Origin of the sequence: Methylobacterium sp. BE186 (genome assembly GCF_031457035.1) — a bacterium.
GTDB classification, from domain to species: domain Bacteria; phylum Pseudomonadota; class Alphaproteobacteria; order Rhizobiales; family Beijerinckiaceae; genus Methylobacterium; species Methylobacterium segetis.
On record NZ_JAVDVV010000012.1, the window covers coordinates 1 to 19,716 of the forward strand.

The following is a 19,716-nucleotide window of genomic DNA, read 5'->3' on the forward strand; positions in this document are numbered from 1 at the left end:
CGTGCTCGAGGGTTGCGATGCCGGCCGAGTCGTAGCCGCGGTATTCGAGGCGGCGCAGCGCCTCGATGACCTGGCCTGCCACCGCGTCGCGCCCGGCGATGCCGACGATGCCGCACATCTCCCCACCCTCCCTGTTTTGACACGCAAGTTCGGTGACCGGACGGCGCCTTGCCGTCCGGTATCCTCTGATGGCCGCTCGCCGATCTCAGACGAGGTGCCAGCCCGTCTCAATGAAGGACATGAGGTGCTGGTGCGCCTCGTCGCTCTGGGCGATTCCCACCGCGATCGCCGCGCGGGTGTTGCCCTGTGCCAGCAGGCCCGTCCAGTAATCGTGCCCGCCGGTATCGGCCTGCCGCCCAAGGGCGTTCTGGTAGAGCGTGTCGACGAAGGCGGCGTCGGTCAGGCTCGCATATTTCTGCTGGTACTCGTTCGAGGTCAGCATGCCCTGCGCGGCGTCCCCATCGGCAAGGCCGCCCTTCAGCGCGCCCGTCCAGTATTCCAGGCCACCAGCATCCGGCGCCCGGTTGAGGATCCCGTAATAGAGCCGGGCCGCGTCGCCTGCATCCGCATCGGCCATGAAGATGCCGGCCGTATAGGCGGGTTGCAGGCCGGCCAGGTTCTCATCGGAGAAGGCGAAGCTGACGACCGCGTCCGCCCGCGACAGGCCCTGGTCGAGGGCGCTTGTCCACCATTGCACACCGGTCGCCTCGCCCTCGCGGTCGAGGGCCGTCCGGTACAGGGATTGGATGAAGGACAGGTTGTCGCCGGTGCCGAGATGCGACTGCCCCTCGGCGGAGTCGAGGAAACCCTGGGCGAGGTCGTGAAGCGACAGACCTGCGCTGTGCAAGCCGGTCCAGTAATTCTGGCCTCCGACGTCGGAGGGTCGGTGCAGCACCGCGTCGTAGAGGGCGTAGACCTCGCCGGCCGCGCTGTGCGGATCGTGGATCACGTCCCCGAAGTAATGCGCGTTCTGAGGCTGCGGGCCGCTGACGGTGCCGCCGCTGGTATTGCCCGTGAGAGTCAGGATGTTGCTCGCCAGCCCGCCGTTGCCGGTCGCATCGGCCCACGCGGACGTGCCGGTTCCGCTCGCCGCGACTTGGATCGAGGCCGACAAGCTGGCGGTCACAACCGGCGTGAACAGGGCGGTGTAGTGCGTGGCGTCGATCGAGGTGATCGCGCCCAGCGAGCCGCCGCTCAAGCTCAGGTCCTGCGCGTCGAAGCCGGTCACGCCCTCGCTGAACGTGAAGGCGATGTTCGCCGTCTGCCCAGCCGTCAGGGTCGATGCGTCGGCGGACAGCGTCACGGTCGGCGCCTTTGTATCCCCGGCGAGGCTCAGGACGGAACTGGCCGAACCGTTGTTGCCGGCCGCATCGACCCACGACGCCGTGCCCGTTCCGCTCGCCCCGACCTGGATCGAGGCTGACAGGGCGTCGGCTGCAACCGGCGTGAACAAGGCGGTGTAGTGGGTGGCGTCGATCGCCGTGAGCGCGCCCAGTGATCCGCCGGTCACGCTCAAATCCTGCGCGTCGAAGCCCGTCACGGCTTCGCTGAAGGTGAAGGCGACGGCTGCCGTCTGACCAGCCTTCAGGCTCGTCGGGTCGGCGGATAGCGTCACGGTCGGCGGCACGATATCCGCCGCCGGCGGCGTACCCAGTTTGACGACGACATCATGCGTGGTGAGGCCGGCGAGGCTCAGCACGAGGCGAGCCCCCGCCGTGTCCTGCGTTTGACTGACGATCGTCGCGCCGGTGACCGTGACCGGCTGACCGTTGGGATCCGCCAGATCGAGGGTGACCTGTCCATCACCCGTCACCTGGAACGAGAGATTGCGGCCGTCCCCGCTCAGAGACACCAAGTCTGCGCGCATCGGCAGCGAGGTGATGTGCGTGACGCGGCTGGCACTCGTTCCAAGCTGGATGTTGTAGCTCATATTGGTCGCAGACGCCGGCAGGAACACGCTGTCGTCGTCGTAGGCGTACCATTGCCCGGTATTCGTCGACACGCTCGCGATGTGGGAGCCGGCGTCGAGATCGAGAGCAAAGTTTCCGAGATTGCTTCCGTTGATGTTCGCCGTGACAGTATTGGTGGCGCTGTTGTAATTGTAGTCGAAGGTGGCCTTCTCCGACGCGGCGACGCGTTCGGCCAAGTCGGCCAACGTGACGAACTCACCGCCTTTGCTATACGCATAGTTGATGAAGCTCGTGTACATGTCGGTTGTGTAGGGCGACGTGGTGCCGGGTCCATTCGTGGGCCACATCGCCGCTCCGTAATCGTGCCAGGTCCAGATCGCGACAGGGAGATCGGAGTGGGAGCTGAGGTCGTCGAATTCCTTCTGCCACTCCGCTGTTGCCTGTAGCGCACTCATCCCGCCGCCGAACTCGGGCGCTGCCTCCACGAGGCTGAAATCCGCCTTCATGTTCGGTGCGAGGAAGATGTGCTGCGTGTCTGTCTGAGACGGCGTCAGATATCCGATGGCGCCGGGGTAATTCGAGCCGACGCCGGTGTATCGGCCCGTGATGTAGGAATAGCCGGGGGCCGCTGCGTAGATGTTCTCGTCCGTGCTCAGCGTTTCGGGAGCCCCGGGGAGTGCCGCCCCAACCACCGTATAGCCAGAGAGGTATTTCTCGATCAAAGTCTTGGAGGCGCCGAACTGATAGGCGAGATCGACAGTGGTGGCGTTCGTATCCTCCGGGTGCGTCATCGTGTGGCTGCCGATCTCGCCACCGAGCGCGATCAGCTGCTTATAAAACTCAGCCGACTTATTCAGCGACGCCGACGTCCCCGCGATCGTGTCGCTGGCATAGGTATCGGTTTGCCCATTACCGATATCGACGTAGTAAGATCCCGCGAAGTTGTAAGCCTGCTTCCATTGCTGAACGATCGGCAGAAATTTGTCATAGATGCCAGGCCCGGCAGTGGGTTCGACGTCTTCCGGATACATGGCCTGATCCATGTCGACGCGCGTGGCCACGATCGACGCGAAGCGGCTCATCTGCAGGCTCAGTTCGGGGCCGGCCGGCTTCTGGCTCTGGATGGTGTAGTCCAGCGCATGGGCGAGCATGTTGCTGTCGGCCAGCATGCCTTCCGTCGAGAAAAAGACGTTGTTGCTGCCCGTATGCGTGGCGAGAACGGCGTTGAAGGGGCCGGACGCCGCTCCGCCCGTCGTCGTTTGGGTCGCGACAACTTGAGCTGAGGGATCCACGCCGGAGAAATACGCAGTCCCGACCTTGGAGGTCGCGTTCTCAGTATAGGTGTGAATAGGGGTGCCGGCCGCGTAGCCGATGATTCCGGCACTATTCCCGGCCGCTGTCACTTGATCCGTCGATACGTTGTCGCCGCCGTCCCGCTGTACGCCCAGCAACAGCTTCATCCGGGCGTAGGAATCTCCGGCGAAAGCGGTATTGTTCTCATCATTGGTCATGAAATTGCCGGCCGCGATCAAGCTCACGCCGTATTTGTAGACGGCGTCCGACAACGTGTTCTGGATCGTGGAAAGTTCGGCCTGCTTGACGTTGGCAAACGACGGAAAAATCAAGGTGTCGTATTTCTTGAGCTTGTCGATGTTCGTAAGGTCGGCCTCGGAGAGGACATCATAGGGGATGCCCGCCATCGTCGCTTGGTTCTGAGCCGACATGAAGAGATCGGAATAGGCCGTCGTATTGAAATATTTCGCCGCGCTCGTCTCCGAATAGACGATGCCGACTCGCAGCTGACCATCGTTGATGTGCGCCGCCGGCGCTCGGATCGTGTATTGCTGGGCGAAACTGCTGGGAAGGAAGACGTTGCTGTCGTTGACGTCGAGAGCGATGCCCAGTCCCGGCAGAGTGCCCGGCGCAGAGGTCGTTCCGGGCGGCACGAGATTGCTTTGCGGGACGGCGAGTTCAACGGTTTGCTTGTTCGCAGAAAAAGCAAACTGAACTCCATTCTGGATCGGCGTTCCATTGCCCGTGGCCGGGTCGAGCGCGAAGAGGCTTGGATTGCCGTCCGCGCCGAACTCGATCTTGTACTCTGCTCCGACAGAATTGCCGAAAACCTGGTATCCGGTGGTCACGTTGCGATCGGCGTTCAGCCAAATCGTCGTATTCGGGCCAAACGACGTTTGCTGCGCTCCAGCGGCGGTACTCAGTTGGAGAGCGAGGAAGTAGATGTTCGTGCTCGCGTCGAATTTTCCGTAAACGCTGTAGCCAGCGACGGGAGCCGTCGTGTCAATGAGGTCGGAAGCCGTCCAGTCTTGCTGCAGGCTTCCATCAAGGGTGATGGTTGACACGGCGGTTTCTCCAATATTCTTTCATGAGCGGGATTGCGACGTGCTTGGATGGTAGCTGTCTTGACTATTGGCCGTGATTTTTGGTTCTCAGTTTTCGAGCTCTAGATATTTCTAAAATTAATTATCGGTTTTCAATGAAGTTTTGGCAGCAAATTTAATGTCACTATACTATATCTACGATTAATACGCATGCGCAGGAAAACAAGATTTACTTACAGACAAGACTAAATTGAGTTTTTTCGTATGAACTCACGACGTACTGAGATCGGCGAGTGGTAATTCACTCGGTGATCTCATCGAGACGGCTTCCATCACTCACGGGGGCATCTCGTTCTCCCTGAGCGGCGCCGGTTGCCAGGTCGCATTCGCTCGAGTGGGCAAAGAAGATCGTGCGCGCTGCTCTAAGAGAGCGCGTGAACGGTATTGTCGGGGACAAAGTGCGCCTCCGACCGGGCCGATTTGCCTATTTCTCGATCAAACCATAGTTTGATGACAACATTCCGCCTGAACCTCCGGCGTTATGTTTCTGCGCCTTAAATGGAATGCAAATTGAAGGAAACTTCAATCTAGCTCAAAGGTAGTAACTTATACTAACCACTATGAGCCCTGGCTTTGGATCCGGCGGCGGCTCTATCCAGAAATTGCAAAGGCGACGCTGCCCTGTGTTCGTCACGAGGGTCGACCGGACGGTGTCGACGTTCCCGCCGTGGGGCGAGAACTTCTCTAGCAAGGCGACCGGCACGTGGGATCGAGGCGCGGAGCGGCCCTGTCTGTTCTTCGGCGTAGGGTTGCGATCGCGTGCGCGGTCGCGGTGGCGGGCTTCGGCTGTGCCGTGCCACAGGTGCCGGCAGCGGCCGGACCGGAGGCCGGCCCCGTCGTTCCCCGCGAGATCCTGGCTCTCTACGACGGCGCCCTGGAACGGGCGGCCGCAGAGACGCGGATCCATCGCTACGCGGAGCTGCCGCTCAATCACCTCGGCTTCACCGTCACCTATCGCGATATCCGCGGGCCGCTGCCGGATCCGAGAGAGACCCGGCGCTATGCGGGCGTCCTGACTTGGTTTGCCGCGCCGCCCGCCTCCCGCGAGGCCTACCTGTCATGGTCGCGCTCCGCAGTGCGGACGGCCAGGCGCTGGGTCATTCTCGGGACGACCGGTGCCCCCTTCTGGACCGACGATGCCGAGACGGGCGACGCGCTGCTGGGCGAGATCGGGCTCAGGCACCGCCGCAAGGCGATCGACCTGACACTCGGCACCCAGATCGAATCGCGTGCGCCCGCTCTGACCGCCTTCGAGGGCGTGCCCGACCCCGTCTTGCCGACCTACGAGGTCGTGGAAGCCGCCGGACCCGATCTGGAGACGTGGCAGGAACTGCGCCTGCCTCAGCGCGACGGCGGTGGCCGCAGCGTGACCGTGGCGGTGAGCCCGCGCGGCGGCTACGCGGCAGGCGGCTTCGAGATCGTCGAGGATGCGGGTCAGGGCCTCGCCCGCTGGCTGATCGATCCCTTCGCCTTCTTCGCGCGCGCGTTCCGCGACGGGCCCGCGCCGATGCCCGATGTGACGACCCTGTCCGGGCGGCGGATCTACTTCAGCCACGTCGAGAGCGAGGGCCTCAACAACGTCGTCCTCACGCGCGAGAAGGAGCAGGTGCTCGTGGCACGGCTCTTCCTCGAGCGGGTCGTCGACGCTTTTCCGGACCTGCCCGTCACCTTCGCTCTGACACCGGGCGATCTCGACCCGACGATCGGTGGCAATGAGACGCCGCGCGACATCGTGCGGGAGATCTGGGCGCTTCCGCAGGTCGAGCCGAGCGTCTCGTCCTACACGCGGCCGTTCACGTGGCGCTTCTTCGACGGGTACAGCCGGGCCCGGGAAGAGGAACTCGTCGCCGCGACCCGCCCGCCCGGACGCTTCGGGCTCCGACGCCTGACCGACCTCGTCAGCAGCGCAGCGCGCGTCGACCGCTTCGTCGCCAAGGCCCGCGAGTTTCCCCGCACCTACCTGCTGACGCCCTTCGACCTCGGCCAGGAAACCACCACCGCGCTATCGGTCGCGAAGGATCTCGCGCCGCGCGCCAAGGGCGTGCACCTCTTCCAGTGGACGGGCGATGCGCAGCCTTCCGAAGAAGCCATTGCAGCGACGCGCAGCCTCGGGCTCCTCAACATCAACGGCGGGGAGGCGCGCTTCGATGCGACCTACCGGTCGGTCGCGCATCTGCCGCCGCTCACGCGCCCTGTCGGCGCGCAACGGCAGGTCTACGCTGTATCCGGCGACGACCTGCCCGTCAGCAAGCTCTGGCGCTCGTCCGTCGCGAGCCTGCGCGGCTTGCGGACGACACTTGCTGCGACCGAGACGCCGCGGCGTCTGACAGCCTTCAATCTGCATTACCGGCTGGCAGCCGTCGGAAACGCCGACGCGCTGGAGGTGATCGAGGGCTATCTGCGCGAGGCCGAGGGTTCAGACCTCATCCCGATCCGGACGGGCGCCTATGCGGCGCTCGCGGACGATTTCTCGCGCGTCGAAATCGCGCGCGCCGGGGCCCGGCGCTGGGAGGTGCGGAACCGGGGCAGCGTGCAGACGCTCCGGTTCGACGAAGCCGAGGCGATCGAGGCCGATCTCGCCGCCTCTCGCGGCGTGATCGGGCAGACACGCCGCGGCGGCGCCCTCTATCTGACCCTCGATTCGAGCGTCGAACCCGTGCTTGTGGCCCTGCGGGACGGTGCCGACGCCTCGCGCGTCGTCGGCCTCTCGGAAAGCCGCTGGCAGGTATCGAGCCTGTCGCGGGACGAGGCGGGGTGGCGCTTCGCGGCATCCGGGTTCGGCCCGGGCGTGTTCCGGTGGTCCGACGCGCCGCCTGGTCGGTACGCCGTCACGGTCCACCGCGCCGAACGGCTCCTGTGGTCGGGCATCGCCGAGGCGGACTCGGTGGGGCGCCTTGCCTTCACGGTACCGGCCGCGGGTGCCGAGGCAGTCCGGATCAGCGTCGAATCGCTCAACGACGAGGGAGGCGGCGGTGTCCATCGCTAGGCTCCTCGTCGGCGTCGCTCTCGTGATCTGCGCCGTCACCGCCTACCTGCTGCAATCGGGGCCGGAGGAGCGCATCGCCATGCTCGTCCGGGACGGCCGCAATGCGGAGGCCGTGACCGAGATCCAGCGCCTCCTGGCCACGGGGACAGCCAAGCCCCGCGTCCTCATGACCCTGGCGATGCTTGAGGATTCCGCCGGAGAGCGTTCCCGCGCCTCGGAGCTGATGGAGCTCTACATCCTCTCCCGGCCGCGGGATCGGGACGCCCTCGCCTGGCTGGTTCGGGCCTATGAGGGCGCGGACGACGTCGATGGCCTCTTGGAGGCGCAGGCCCGGCTCGCGGCCCTCGACCCGAGCCCGCAGCAGGTCGGCCGCCTAGTCGGGCTCTACCGCTACCACGGCCGCTATGCCGACGAATGCGCGGCCCTGGAGCGCTTCGCAGAATTAGGTGTCCTGACCGCCGACCAACTCGAGCGGCTCGGGCAGCTTCTCGCCGCCGAAGGCCGCGTCCCGCGCGCCGTCGAGGTCCTGCGTGGGCTCGACGAGCGGCTCGGTGACGCGGGGGAGCGGCCGCGCCGTCTCCTGTTCGAGTTGCTGATCGATTCGGGACGCTACGACGAGGCCGCCGAGCGGGCGGAGCGCTGGCTGAGCGCCTGGCGCAAGCCCTGGCTCGCCGCCCAACTCACCCTCCGACTCGCGGTGAAGGCGCCCCTTGCCGAGGCGCGCAAGCTTGCCGAGACGAGCGCCGCGCTCCACCCCGAAGCGCGGCTCTATCTCGCCAAGAGCCTCGCGGAGCAGGGCAACCGGCGCCTCGCGGTGTCGATGCTCCTCGGCTGGCCCTATGACGGCATGCCGCTGACGAAACCCAACATCGACGGCTACGTCGTCGCCTCGGCCGCGACCGGCATCCCGACTCTGATCTGGTCCCGATTCGCAATGCTGCGCGGCCGCCCGGCGGAGGGAGAGGCACAGGCGCTGTTCGCGGAGGCCATCGCGGCGGAGTACGGGCTCCCGGCGATCGCCATGCTGCAGCCGGCGCTGCCGGACGAGGTGCTTCGGCGGCGCCCGATCTTCGGCGCCCGCCTCGCGCTGCATCTCGGGCAGCAGATGCGGGCCCGCCACATCCTGGCGGAGGCCGATCTTGAGCTGCTGACCCCGGCCGAGCGCGGGCAATGGCTCGATCTCCTTCTACGCCTGAACACGCCGCAGGAGGCTTTCGCGACGCTCTCTCGCCTGGAGGCGCGCTCGCAGCTGCCGGGCAATCTGCACGCGGCCTGTCGCGCCATGGCGATCCGCCTCGGACTCACTGCGGGACCGGCGGTCACGGTCGCCGCGAACCGGCATTTGGCGGGGATCCCACGGTGATCGCAGCACGGACCACACGGGACCCTCTGACGGCCGCCGCACCGGAACGGGCTCCGGATGATGCGAGCTGGCTCACCCGCCGCCTGTCGGGCATGCGCGGCAAGTACGAGGCGTGCTTCCTCTTCCTGCTCCTGATGATCATCGAGTGGATCATCCCGGGGCCGGCCTCGCTCGCGCAGATCGCACCGCACCCGTTCTGGATCCCCGTGGTGCTGCTCAGCGTGCAGTACGGCAGCGGTACGGGCCTCGCGGTGGCCGCTTTGGCCGCCGGGCTGAGCTGGATGGCGGGATGGCCGCCCCAGACCTCGCAGGAGGATTTCTACACCTACTCCCTGCGGGTCTGGCGCGAGCCCGTCCTCTGGATCCTCTGCGCCATCGTGATCGGCGGCCTGCGCAACCGGCAGATCCGTGAGCGCCTCGCGCTGGAGGAGCGCCTCCGGATCACCGAGGAGCAGCGCGACACGATCGCGGGCTTCTGCCACGAATTGCAGGAGCATGCCGCGGTCAACGAGCGCCGGGCGGCCACCGCCCGCGCCGGATCGCTGGAAGCCGGGCTGGCGAGCCTCGAGCGGCTGCGCTCGGCGGGCGGGCGGGAGATCACGAGCGCGCTTCAGGGCGCGGTCGAAGCGTGGCTCGGGAACGCCCGCTGGACCTATTATCCGATCCAGGACGGCGAGCTGCGCCACGCCCATGCCGAGCGCGCCCGGCTCGACGCCTGCTTCCCGGTGCGCGCGGCCCTGGTCTACGCGGTCGCCTGCCATCGCCTGCGTGTCCTCAGCGTGTTCGACGAGACCGAGGCGAACCTCCTCGACGGGGTCGGCATCTTCGCCACGGCGGTGCGGACGGGTGACGCGGCCACGGGGCTCGGACTTCTCGTTCTGGAGACGGTGCCGCCCGAGCGGCTCGATGCGGCCAGCGCCGCCGCGGTGGCGGTGATCGCCGACGCCCTCGGCGAGGCGGCCGGCCGGGCGCGCGGGCGCGGCCCTTGCCACGATGTCCGGCATCCGGTTGGTCCGGATCCGGACACGCTCGAATTCCGGTTCCCGCATCCCGCCGCGGCGCACTCGATCTCCGCGGGAGACGCGCCATGAGCTCCCAGAGCTTCGCAGCGCGCCTGTCGGCCGGGCCTGTCCTCGCCCTTCTTTCCCTCCTCGCGGCAGAATCCGCATTGCTGACCGCATGGCTCCAGGAAGCCCTTTCGGAGGCGGCCGCACTCGCCGCGCACGGCGTGGTGCTGCTCGCCTTTCTCGCGCGGCGGGCCGTCTTCGCGGAGGACCTGACGATCCACGTCGTCGCATTGCTGCTCGCGGCGTGCAGCGGTCCGGCCGGCGCGGCGGCGGCCCTCGTCCTCTACGTCGTCCTCGCGCGGACGCCGGTCAGCCATCATGAATTGGAGAGCTGGTACCGGCAGATCTCAGGCGTCGGCGAGGCGAACCCGGCCGTCGCGCTCCATGCCCAGATCGTCGACGGTCGAGCCCGGCGGGCGGGCCGCGTCTCCATCGACCATTTTCCCAGCGTCCTCGAAGGTGCGCTCACCCAGCAACAGGCGCTCCTCGGGCTGATCGGCCTCGCCTACCACCCCGATTACCGGCCCCTTCTGGGCCAGGCCCTCCGCAGCGCCGAGCCGAGCATCCGGGTCCACGCGGCCGCGGTCTCGGTCAAGCTGCGCGCCCGCGCCCGGCTGGAATTCCAGAAGGCCCGGGGGCGCGATCACCGCGCGGAGCCGCCAGCCAGCTTGTTCTCCCGGGCCACGGAACTCGCTCGCCTCGCGGCGGGCGGCTTTCTCGACGAGGCCGACGCCCGGAACGCCCGAGAGGTCGCGGCCGGGCTCTGTGAGGAAACCCTGACGCTGATCCCGGAGCACCGCCCGGCACACGTGCTCCTCTGCACCCTGCTCGCACAGCTCGGCCGCTGGGAGGACGTGATCGCCCGATCCGCCGCGACACCCTTCCGTCGGGGCGATCCCCAGGCCGAGGCCCTGACGCAGAGCCTGATGCAACTGGGCCGGACGAAGGAGCTTCACGCAATCCTCGCCCGCACAGCGGGTGCGGAAGCCCTGGGAGGCGGCCATGCGCTTCCTGTCTAGGCCGCTGCCCGAGCCGCCGGAAGCGGATGTCTGCCTCGTGGTCGAGGGCTGCTATCCCTATGTGCGTGGCGGCGTCTCGACCTGGATCGACTGGCTGATCCGCGGCAATCCGAACCTCACCTTCTCCATCGTCGCGATCGTGGCCGGCGCCGGACCGCGCGAGATCCGCTTCAAGCTGCCGGAGAACGTCGTCGCGTTCTGCGATCTGCACCTGCACGCGGATTTTCGCGCCGAGCCCTGGCAGGAGGGCGTGCGCACGGCCGAGACCGAGGAGGCCCTCGCCGAGCAGCTGATCTCCCTCGTGCGAGGCGGCGGATTGGAGGCCTTCGATCGGCTGGTGCGTCTCGTGAACGACCCCGACCACGGGCTGTCGCACGCGAGCCTGATGGCCTCGCCGCTCTCCTGGCGCGTGACATGCCAGATGTACGAGCGGCTGATGCCGCACGCCTCGTTCCTGCACTTCTTCTGGGCGTGGCGTGCGCTGTTCGGCGGCCTCTTCGCCGTTCTCAAGGCCCCGCTTCCCCGGGCCCGGGTCTACCACACGATCTCCACGGGCTATGCGGGATTGCTGGCGGCGCGGGCCGCCCTGGAGACCGGCAGGCCGGCCATCATCACCGAGCACGGCATCTACACGAACGAGCGCCGCGTCGAGATCCTGATGGCCGAGTGGATCTGCGACACGGTCGACAAGGGGATTTCGCTCAGCGACGACCGCGTGGACCTTCGTGACATCTGGATGCAGATCTTCGATGCGCACGCGTTGATCTGCTATCAGGCCTGCCGCCGGATCATCACGCTCTACGAGGACAACCAGCGTCTTCAGATGGCGCTCGGCGCGTCACCCTCGCGGCTCGCCATCATTGCCAACGGCATCGATGTCGCGGGCTTCGCCGCGCTGCTTCCGGCGGCCGCGGAGAGCCGGCCGACGATGGCTCTGATCGGCCGCGTGGTCCCGATCAAGGACGTGAAGTCCTACATCGAGGCGGCCGGGATCCTGCGGCGGCGCCTGCCGGGCCTGCGTGCCCTGGTTTTGGGGCCCACCGACGAGGATCAGGTCTATTTCGAGGAATGCCTCGACCTCGTGCGCGAGCTTGAGCTCGGCGACACGGTCGAGTTCACCGGGGCTGTGAAGCTCGTCGAGTTTCTCTCCCAGATCCACGTCGTCGTTCTCACGAGCCTCAGCGAGGCGCAGCCGCTCGTCATCCTGGAAGCGGGGGCCGCCGGGATACCCTGCGTCGCCACCGACGTCGGATCCTGTCGCGAGATCCTGGAGGGACGCTCCTCCGAGGAACCCCGCCTCGGCCCCGGAGGCGCGGTCACGCCCCTCGTCAGCCCCACGGACACGGCAGGGGCCGTCGAGCGCCTGCTGCGCAACGAGACCCTTCGACGGCAGCAGGGCGAGACCCTGCGCACCCGGGTCCGCCGCTATTACGCCTCGGAGGACGCGCTCGCGGCCTATCGGGAGACTTACGCCCACTATCTCGCGCCCGCCCGGGCCGAAGATGCGCGTTCCGGGAGCTAGGGCACATGGCCGGGATCGGATTCGAGCTGAGGCGTCTGGGCAGCCGCGACGAGATCCTGGGGCCGGTGGCCGCCGTCGCGCATGCCGCGATCGTGGCGGCGGGGCCTTGGCTCTACACAGTCATGGCGATTCTCGTGATCGGAGAGGCGGCTGCGCCGCTGATCGGCGAGGACGCGATGGCGACCTTCCGCGTGCTGGTCGTCTATGTGTTCTCCCTCTCCCTCGTCGGTACGTCGCCGGTGGCGATGGTCGGCACCCGTGTGCTCGCGGATGCGCTCTACCGGCGCCAGTACGACGACGTGCGCTCCGTCTTCGTCCTCACGCTGCTCGCCGCGAGCGCCGCGACCGCCATCCTCTCAGTCCTCGCCTTCGTGCTGCTTCTGCGGGTTCCCTTCGACGTGGCTGTCACGGGGATCGCGGGCGCGCAGATCGTCAGCATGGTCTGGGTCGGGCTCGCCTTCTGCGGGGCCGTGCGCGACTATCTTCAGGTGACGCTCGCATTCGTCACGGGGCTTCTCGCGGGCGCGGGCCTCGCCGTCGTCGCCGCGGGACACGGCTACGGGCCGGTTCCGATGGTCTGGGGCCTCTCGGCTGGCTTCATGATCGTCTTTCTGTGGCTCACGGCGCGTTTCTCGGCGACCTTCCCCGCTCCCTGCCGAAGCCTCGCTTCGGTCCAGACCGCTTTCGTCTCGCGCCTGCGTTGCACCCCCTGGCTGGCGGTGGGCGCGACGGCCGGCGCGGTCAGCGTCTGGATCGACAAATGGATCATCTGGACGAGCGACTACGGTGAGCGCGTCGAGGCCGGCCTGATCCACGCGCCGATCTATGACGGCCCCATGTTCATCGCGAGCCTGACGGTGGTGCCGGCGCTCGCGCTCTTCGTCACCAGCCTCGAGACGACGTTCTTCGATCGCTACCGAGCCTACTTCCTCGCGATCGACACGCACGCGACCCTCAAGACGATCCGCGCGCAGGGACGCATCCTGGAGCGGGAGACGATCCGCACCCTCGCCAACATCATGGTGGTGCAGACGGCCCTGTGCGTGATCGTGGTGCTCACGGCGCCGGCCATCGTCGAGGCGGTGGGCCTCCAGTTCCGGCAGATCGGAATCCTGCGCATGGGCACGGTCGGCGCCCTGTTCCAGTACCTGTTCATGTCCTGCTCGGCGCTGCTGATCTTCTTCGACGCGACCCGCGTCTACGCCGCGCTTCAGATCCTCTTCCTGACGAGCCTCGCCATCCTCACGGCCGTCGTCTCGCAGTTCGGGCCGGGCAGCCTCGGCACCGGGTACATGCTGGCCTGCATCGTCTCCGGCTTCGCCTCGCTCTTCGCGCTCATCCGGGTGCTCGGGTCGATCGATTATCGCGTGTTCGTGGGCAGCGCGACGCAGGCGCGTCCGGTCTGACGGATCTTTGGGCAGGGAGGGGACGATGGGATTGCACCGGCCATTCGACGGACGCCGCGCCGGGTCTCGCGGATCGTGGCTGCTGCTGATCGCGGGGCTTCTCGCCCTGCTCGCCGCCCCCGCACGGGCCGCCGGTGACACCGTGCTGCGTGCCGGCGACCGGCTCAAGGTGATGATCTTCGAGACGATGGAGGTTCCGGAGCCACCCGAGGTCGACAAGCCGCGCAGCGGCGACGCGACCGCCGTCATGCAGACGGTCTACCCGCGGGTCGATCTCTCGGGCGAGTACGGCGTCGAGCCGGGCGGCTCCGTGGTGCTGCCCCTGTTCGGGGGCATCGAGGCGGCGGGGCGCACGACCGCGGCCTTCAGGGCCGATCTCGGTGACGCCTTCGACCGCATGTTCCACCGCCGCTGCAACATCACGGTCTCGATCCTGCAGCGGGCGCCCGTCTACGTCGTGGGCGCGGTGCGCAACCCGGGATCCTTCGCCTACGTGCCGGGGCTTATGGTCCTGCAGGCCGTGGCGCTCGCGGGCGGCGACAACCAGAATGGCCTGCCGGCCCAGGCGATCGAGGCGAGCCGCGAGCAGGAGCGGCGCGATGTGGCGCGCGACCGCCTCAAGCAACTCCTGCTGCGCAAGGCGGCGCTGGTCGCCGAGCGGGATGGGGCGCCGGTCGCCAAGGCCGCCGACGGACTGCGCCAGCTCGTCGGTGCGGACGGCTCGGCCTCGCTGATCGCGGGCGAGCAGCGCATGGCTCAGCTGCGCCTGCAGAATCTCGCGAGCGCGCGGGCGACGCGCGAGCGTGCGATCACCGCCACCCAGGATGAGATCGAACTCCTGAAGCAGCGGATGGCGAATTTCGACGCGCAGATCAGGGTGCGCGGCGAGAGGCTCAAGATGATGGAGGCCCTGTTCGCCCGTCAGGTGGTGGAGAACGAGCGGGTCGCCGACGTGCGCCGCGACTACGTCGACATGGAGGGCCGCCGCCGCGACATCGAGATCAGCCTCCTCCAGGCCGAGCAGCGGCTCGAGACCGCCCGCAAGGCCCTGGTCCAGGCAGACCTCGAGCGCCGCCTGACCCTGGAGCGGGATCTCGCGACCGTGGAGAGCGAGGCGGACGCCGCGGAGCGGGCCTATCACGCTCTCGCCGCGACGGCGACGCTGATGGCGCGGTCGAGCCCGACGGCCGGCCGGGAAGGGGGCGTGCTGACCTTCGAGATCGTGCGCCGCACGATCGAGACGACCGACACGCTGCGCGCCGGCGAACTCGACGCTCTGGAGCCCGGCGACGTGCTGCGCGTGCGGCTCTCGCCGCCCGAGACGAGCCGCCCCGCAACCGCGTCCGTCGAGAAGGAGGCGGCTCTCGGGGGAGCGCCATGAGCATCGCCATGAGCCGCCGCACGCTCCTGACCTCGGGTCTCTTCGGCTTCGCGGCGCTGGCCGGTCTCGGCGCAGCGCCCCTGATCGGGCGGCGCGTGTCGGCCCGCCTCGACGGCGTCGAGGTCTCGCGCTGGGGCTGCCAATATCAGCAGATCGATCTCGACCGTGTCGCGGCCTCCGCCCTCGACCTGATCGTCCTCGATCCGGTCGTGGATGGCGCGCGGATCAACATCGCCGAGAGCCCGAACCTGCGCGTCAGGCCCGATGGCGGCCGGCGCTTGGTGCTGGCCTATCTCAGCGTCGGAGAGGCCGAGAGCTACCGCTCCTACTGGCAGGCCTCGTGGCGCGAGGCGCCGCCGGACTGGCTCGGGCCGGAGAACCCGCGCTGGCCCGGCAGTTTCGCCGTGCGCTACTGGCACCCCTCCTGGCAATCGATGATCACGGGGGAGGGGGGTGCAATCGAGGCCCTCTGTGCCGCCGGCTTCGATGGCGTCTTCCTCGACCGCGTCGACGCCTACGGCGATTGGCGCGAGCGCGAGACCGCAGCTCGCCGCGAGATGATCGACCTGATCGCTCGGCTCTCGGCCCGCGCAAAGGCGCTCAGGCCCGGATTCGTCGTCGTCGCGCAGAACGCGGAGCCACTCCTGACGAACGACGCCTATTGCGGCGCGATCGACGCCGTCAGCAAGGAGAGCCTTCTCTACAACCTGCACGGGGCCGGCGTGGAGAACACGGACGACGATATCCGCTGGAGCCTGACCTACCTCGAGCGCGCGCGCGGCTACGGTCTGCCCATCCTGGCGATCGAGTATCTCGACGATGCGGTGACGCGGCTGCGTGCGCGGGCGCGCCTCAGCCGCCTCGGCTTCGTACCCTTCTTCGGGAACCGATTGCTCGACCGCCTCCCGTCTTGAGCCGCATCCGTCCGGCAGGGCGGTTACCCCGCCGGACGGCCCGCGGAGCTTATTTCGGGTAGATGCCGTGCTCGCGCGCCCAGATCGCGGCCTGCGTGCGGTTCTGGGTCTTGAGCTTGCGGAGGATGTTCTTGACGTGGATCTTCACGGTCGCCTCGGCGAGGTCGAACTTGAGGGCGATCACCTTGTTCGAGGCCCCGTCCGCGAGGCAGCGCAACACGTTGAGCTCGCGGCTCGAGAGCGGGTGGCAGGGCGCCGCCTCGGCCTCGTCCGCGCCCGCGACGATGATCTGCTGCCCGGGCAAGGACTCGGGGCCGATGCGCGCGCGATCGACCATCCACGAGAACAGGTTGGCCGACTGGACCGTCACGCCGGACATCACGGCGTCGAGCGCCTTAATCAGCGTCTCGCGCCCGATGTCCCGGTCGAGGACCGCCTGCGCGGTCAGGCAGAGGTCCCTTGGCAGTGAGGCCGGGGCATCGGGACGCCCGAAGATCACGAGGAGCGCGTCCGCGCGCGCGGCGCGAAGGGCCCGCGCCGTGTCGACGCTGGCGCCGTCATCGAGCGAGGCGAGAACCAGGAGGGGCTCGCCCTCCGGTCCGGACGCCGCATCGCTCGGGTGGATGGTCGTGACTTGAAAGCGTGTCCCGTTCAGGAAGGAGGTCAGACCCTCCCGCACGAACGAACTCGACGCCACGAGAGCCGTCGGAACAACATCACCGGATGACATGTCGGTGCTCCCCTCGCCAACGAGGTGTGGACGTTACTGGACGGTGCATCAGCACGAGCCTGTCTCGCCCTGGCTCGCGGGCGATCAGCGCACATGGAAAGCCCTTCTGTTCTTGCCGCTGCGAGACTTCATGCCGAAAAAGTCGGCGTCGCGGGAATAACGTTCTTCTCTAATCGAGCCGGATGTTTCATTCTTGCGCGCCATAGCGCGAGTGATCGATTGTCTCACGCCGTACATATCCAGGTACTAATCATTAACATTTGCAGGAATTAGTACCTTTTTGTCAACTAACTTACTGGATATCAACGAATAGTTAACCTTCTATACGAAATTCCTAGCGCTCAATATTGAGCGTTGCAACATCTTATTAGGATCGTGCGCTTTCGCGCGTTGCGGTGGGCGGAGATGAGACGTCTCGCCGGCAAGGCTTCTCCTGCGGCGCCGCTTCCCTCGCCGCGCCCTATCTGTGGCGGATCCTGATGCGCCGGATCTACTTCGATCTCACGGACGGGTTCACGGTGCTCTCGGACGAGACCGGCGTCGTCGTCGGCGATCTGGACGAGGCCCTTCGCCAAGCGATGACGGCCATCGAGGAGATGCGGCTCAGCGGTCAGCTACGGGGCGGGAACCGCTGGCGCATCGTGGTGCGGGATGCGAACCGCACCGTCCTGCATCTCCTGCCCCTGCGGTGAGCCGCTCAGCTGCGGCCCAGGATGACGAGCCACGCCAGGGTGGTCAGCGGCGCAGCGAGCGTGGAGACGAGGATGGAGGCTGCGACCAAGCCCGTCTCGGTCTTGTAGCGCGCCGCGAGCAGGTAGGCGTTGATGCCGACGGGCATCGCCGCGAACAGGGTGGCGACGCCGGCATAGGCCGCGGGCATGGAGAATACGTGGAAGGCGAGGAGCCACACCGCCAAGGGGTGTAGGATGAGCTTCAGACCGGCGATGACCGCCGCGCCGGGCAGGTCGAACAGCACGCGGTAGCGCGTCAAGCCAGCTCCGAGGGCGATCAGGGCACAGGTCGAAGCGGTGGCGGCAAGGGCATCGATGAGGGATTTCACGACGCCGACCGGGACGATCCCGCCGCTCTTCATGGCGAGCCCGACCAGGAGAGCGATGAAGATCGGGTTCTTGAGGAGGACGAGCGCCAGACTGCGAAGGCGGTGCAGGAGCGGTCGATCGCCCTCCGCCTCGATCAGGAAAGTGGCGCAACTCATCATCAGGGGCAAATGGACCGCGAGCAGGAGGAACAGCGGGAACGCGCCTTCCTCGCCGTAGGCCTGCAGGATCGTCGGGACGCCCACGAAGACCGTGTTCGATTGGCTCGCCGCGAACCCGTGCAGCACGGCGCCCTGTCGGCCGATACCGTGGCGGCGGATGGCGATCAGAGATCCGGCCGCCCAGGACAGGGCCGCTCCGCCGAAATAGGCGAACCAGTAGGACCAGGCGAGTTCGCCGCTGAGGCCCGGCCGCGTCAGCGTTCCGATGATGAGGGCCGGCACCGCGATGGCGAAGACGTATTCGGACAACCCGTCGCTGACCCGGTCCGAGAGCAGCCCGGCCACCGAAGCCGCCCAGCCGATCAGGATGACGCCGAAGATCGGGACGATGATCGTGACCGCGTTCATCGCACTCCTTCCGACCCTCGCGTCGGGAGGCCGCAGGGCTTGCAGGATCCGGTAACAGGATGAGCCGGAAATGGGAGACCCCGAACGCGGGGGCGGAGTTATCCCCAGCCTGCCGGTCCGCCCGACCCCGAATCACAAAACGGCCACATGCCGGGCGCCGACTGCCCGGATGGGGGGGCGTCAGGAGGGATTGATGGCGATCGTCATTCTCGACCCCGTATCCGGCAAGCCCGTGATCATCACGCTTCCGCCGCGCGACGAACAGGCGTGCTGACGAATCGGGCTACCGGTCGAAGACAGCTTGCAATGCTCCCGCGTCCTTCGACTGGGGCAGCGCGACGAGCCCGAGGATGCGGGCCTTGTCCGGCGTCAGGTCGCCGGCGAAGACCGCGCCCGCCTTCCGCAGGGTGCTGCCGCCACCCTTGAACCCGTAGACGGGCAGCGCGCGCCCGTCATAGACCTTCGTCGCGATGATGACGGGAACGCCCCGCTCGACCGCGGCCTTGATCGCGTCGTGCATCGGCGCATTGACGTTGCCCCAGCCATAGGCCTCGACGACGATGGCCTCCGCGCCGCTCTCGGCGGCGTGGCGAACCTGACTCCCGTCCGCGCCCGCGTACATCGCGACGAGGTCGATCCGCGGCATGCGCTCGGGCAGGGGCAGGGTCTGCCGGCGCAGCGACTTGCGGCTGAACACCACCCGATCCTCGTCCACGTAGCCGAGGATGCCCGCATCGCCCGAGTCGAAGGTCTCCACATTGCTCGTGTGCGTCTTGCGCACCTCGCGGGCCGCATTGATCCGATGGTTCAGCGTCACCGTGACCCCCATGCCGGTCGCGCCCTCCGCGAGGATCTGGCGGACGGCATTCAGGAGATTGCGTGGCCCGTCCGCGTCGTGGTCCGAGGCGTTGCGCTGGGCGCCGACGAGGACGACGGGCTTCTCGGTCTTGAGCGTGAGGTCGAGAAAATAGGCGGTCTGATCGAGGGTGTCGGTGCCGTGGAGGACGACTGCGCCGCGCGTTTCGGGATCGGCGAGCACCGATTCGACGCGACGGACGAGATCCGGCCAGCGATCCGGGCCCATATAGTCGCTCGGCACGTTGCTGAACTCGGTCACGGAGATCGAGGCAATGTCCTTGAGCTTCGGAACGGCCGCGACGAGATCCTCGCCCGAGAGAGCCGGCACAGGCGCCTGCGTCACGGGATCGAGCTTCATGGCGATGGTGCCGCCGGTCGCAATGATCGCGACCTTCGGTAGGTCGGCCGCAGCGGCAGGTATTGCGAGGAGAGCGAGACCGGCGAGGCCGAGCGTTCCTCCGCGGAGCAGCCGACGCGTTCCGTGCATGTTCATGGTGCCTCCGCCTTCCGGATCGTCGAGATCGCAGAACGGGAATC

13 protein-coding genes are annotated in these 19,716 nt (G+C 67.4%); 9 read left to right on the forward strand and 4 right to left on the reverse strand.

Going from position 1 to position 19,716, the window contains the following annotated elements; translation table 11 throughout:
- Positions 1–205 precede the first annotated feature (205 nt).
- Positions 206–4,267 (reverse strand): DUF4214 domain-containing protein, encoded by a 4,062-nt coding sequence (locus tag J2X36_RS13870; protein WP_310350582.1) that lies wholly within the window; start codon positions 4,265–4,267, stop codon positions 206–208.
- A gap of 841 nt (positions 4,268–5,108) precedes the next feature.
- On the opposite strand from J2X36_RS13870, the gene J2X36_RS13875 reads away from it, so the two are divergent.
- From J2X36_RS13875 to J2X36_RS13910, 8 genes are read left to right on the forward strand one after another with little or no spacing between them, the layout of a single operon-like run.
- Positions 5,109–7,292, forward strand: coding sequence for a hypothetical protein (locus J2X36_RS13875; RefSeq protein ID WP_310350584.1), 2,184 nt, complete (start codon positions 5,109–5,111; stop codon positions 7,290–7,292).
- Positions 7,279–8,655 carry a hypothetical protein gene (locus tag J2X36_RS13880; RefSeq protein ID WP_310350586.1) on the forward strand — a complete coding sequence of 459 codons (1,377 nt, stop codon included), beginning with the start codon at positions 7,279–7,281 and terminating at the stop codon, positions 8,653–8,655. Before J2X36_RS13875 ends, J2X36_RS13880 begins: the two co-directional genes overlap by 14 nt.
- Entirely contained in the window at positions 8,652–9,746 is a 1,095-nt protein-coding gene (locus tag J2X36_RS13885) for a hypothetical protein (RefSeq protein ID WP_132249335.1), read from the forward strand. The genes J2X36_RS13880 and J2X36_RS13885 overlap by 4 nt, the downstream gene beginning before the upstream one ends.
- Positions 9,743–10,741 (forward strand): hypothetical protein, encoded by a 999-nt coding sequence (locus tag J2X36_RS13890; protein WP_310350589.1) that lies wholly within the window; start codon positions 9,743–9,745, stop codon positions 10,739–10,741. The genes J2X36_RS13885 and J2X36_RS13890 overlap by 4 nt, the downstream gene beginning before the upstream one ends.
- Positions 10,725–12,263 (forward strand): GT4 family glycosyltransferase PelF, encoded by a 1,539-nt coding sequence (gene pelF, locus J2X36_RS13895; RefSeq protein ID WP_310350591.1) that lies wholly within the window; start codon positions 10,725–10,727, stop codon positions 12,261–12,263. Before J2X36_RS13890 ends, pelF begins: the two co-directional genes overlap by 17 nt.
- Before the next feature lie 5 nt (positions 12,264–12,268).
- Positions 12,269–13,669: an exopolysaccharide Pel transporter PelG gene (gene pelG / locus J2X36_RS13900; RefSeq protein WP_310350593.1), complete on the forward strand. Its 1,401-nt coding sequence runs from the start codon at positions 12,269–12,271 to the stop codon at positions 13,667–13,669.
- Between the two features lie 25 nt (positions 13,670–13,694).
- Positions 13,695–15,050, forward strand: a complete 1,356-nt coding sequence (locus J2X36_RS13905; protein ID WP_310350595.1) for a polysaccharide biosynthesis/export family protein — start codon at positions 13,695–13,697, stop codon at positions 15,048–15,050.
- Entirely contained in the window at positions 15,047–15,964 is a 918-nt protein-coding gene (locus tag J2X36_RS13910; RefSeq protein WP_310350598.1) for an MJ1477/TM1410 family putative glycoside hydrolase, read from the forward strand. The genes J2X36_RS13905 and J2X36_RS13910 overlap by 4 nt, the downstream gene beginning before the upstream one ends.
- Positions 15,965–16,013: 49 nt before the next feature.
- Here the strand turns inward: J2X36_RS13910 and J2X36_RS13915 are convergent, their stop codons facing one another.
- Positions 16,014–16,661 (reverse strand): response regulator transcription factor, encoded by a 648-nt coding sequence (locus tag J2X36_RS13915; RefSeq protein WP_310350600.1) that lies wholly within the window; start codon positions 16,659–16,661, stop codon positions 16,014–16,016.
- A 512-nt stretch (positions 16,662–17,173) separates the two neighbouring features.
- On the opposite strand from J2X36_RS13915, the gene J2X36_RS13920 reads away from it, so the two are divergent.
- On the forward strand, positions 17,174–17,386 hold the full coding sequence (locus J2X36_RS13920) for a DUF6894 family protein (RefSeq protein WP_132249347.1): 213 nt from the start codon (positions 17,174–17,176) through the stop codon (positions 17,384–17,386).
- A gap of 5 nt (positions 17,387–17,391) precedes the next feature.
- Here the strand turns inward: J2X36_RS13920 and J2X36_RS13925 are convergent, their stop codons facing one another.
- Both J2X36_RS13925 and J2X36_RS13930 read right to left on the reverse strand, forming a co-directional pair.
- The gene (locus tag J2X36_RS13925; protein WP_310350603.1) at positions 17,392–18,321 is read right to left on the reverse strand and encodes an AEC family transporter; all 930 of its coding nucleotides are present in this window, start codon (positions 18,319–18,321) and stop codon (positions 17,392–17,394) included.
- Between the two features lie 283 nt (positions 18,322–18,604).
- Positions 18,605–19,672, reverse strand: coding sequence for an asparaginase (locus J2X36_RS13930; protein WP_310350605.1), 1,068 nt, complete (start codon positions 19,670–19,672; stop codon positions 18,605–18,607).
- Positions 19,673–19,716: the final 44 nt, after the last annotated feature.

Excerpts from the sequence above, each read along its gene's own strand:
- J2X36_RS13890 (WP_310350589.1), top strand. The coding sequence starts at position 9,743 with ATGAGCTCCCAGAGCTTCGCAGCGCGCCTGTCGGCCGGGCCTGTCCTC.
- pelF (WP_310350591.1), top strand. The coding sequence starts at position 10,725 with ATGCGCTTCCTGTCTAGGCCGCTGCCCGAGCCGCCGGAAGCGGATGTC.
- pelG (WP_310350593.1), top strand. The coding sequence starts at position 12,269 with ATGGCCGGGATCGGATTCGAGCTGAGGCGTCTGGGCAGCCGCGACGAG.
- J2X36_RS13905 (WP_310350595.1), top strand. The coding sequence starts at position 13,695 with ATGGGATTGCACCGGCCATTCGACGGACGCCGCGCCGGGTCTCGCGGA.
- J2X36_RS13910 (WP_310350598.1), top strand. The coding sequence starts at position 15,047 with ATGAGCATCGCCATGAGCCGCCGCACGCTCCTGACCTCGGGTCTCTTC.
- J2X36_RS13920 (WP_132249347.1), top strand. The coding sequence starts at position 17,174 with ATGCGCCGGATCTACTTCGATCTCACGGACGGGTTCACGGTGCTCTCG.
- J2X36_RS13925 (WP_310350603.1), bottom strand. The coding sequence starts at position 18,321 with ATGAACGCGGTCACGATCATCGTCCCGATCTTCGGCGTCATCCTGATC.
- J2X36_RS13930 (WP_310350605.1), bottom strand. The coding sequence starts at position 19,672 with ATGAACATGCACGGAACGCGTCGGCTGCTCCGCGGAGGAACGCTCGGC.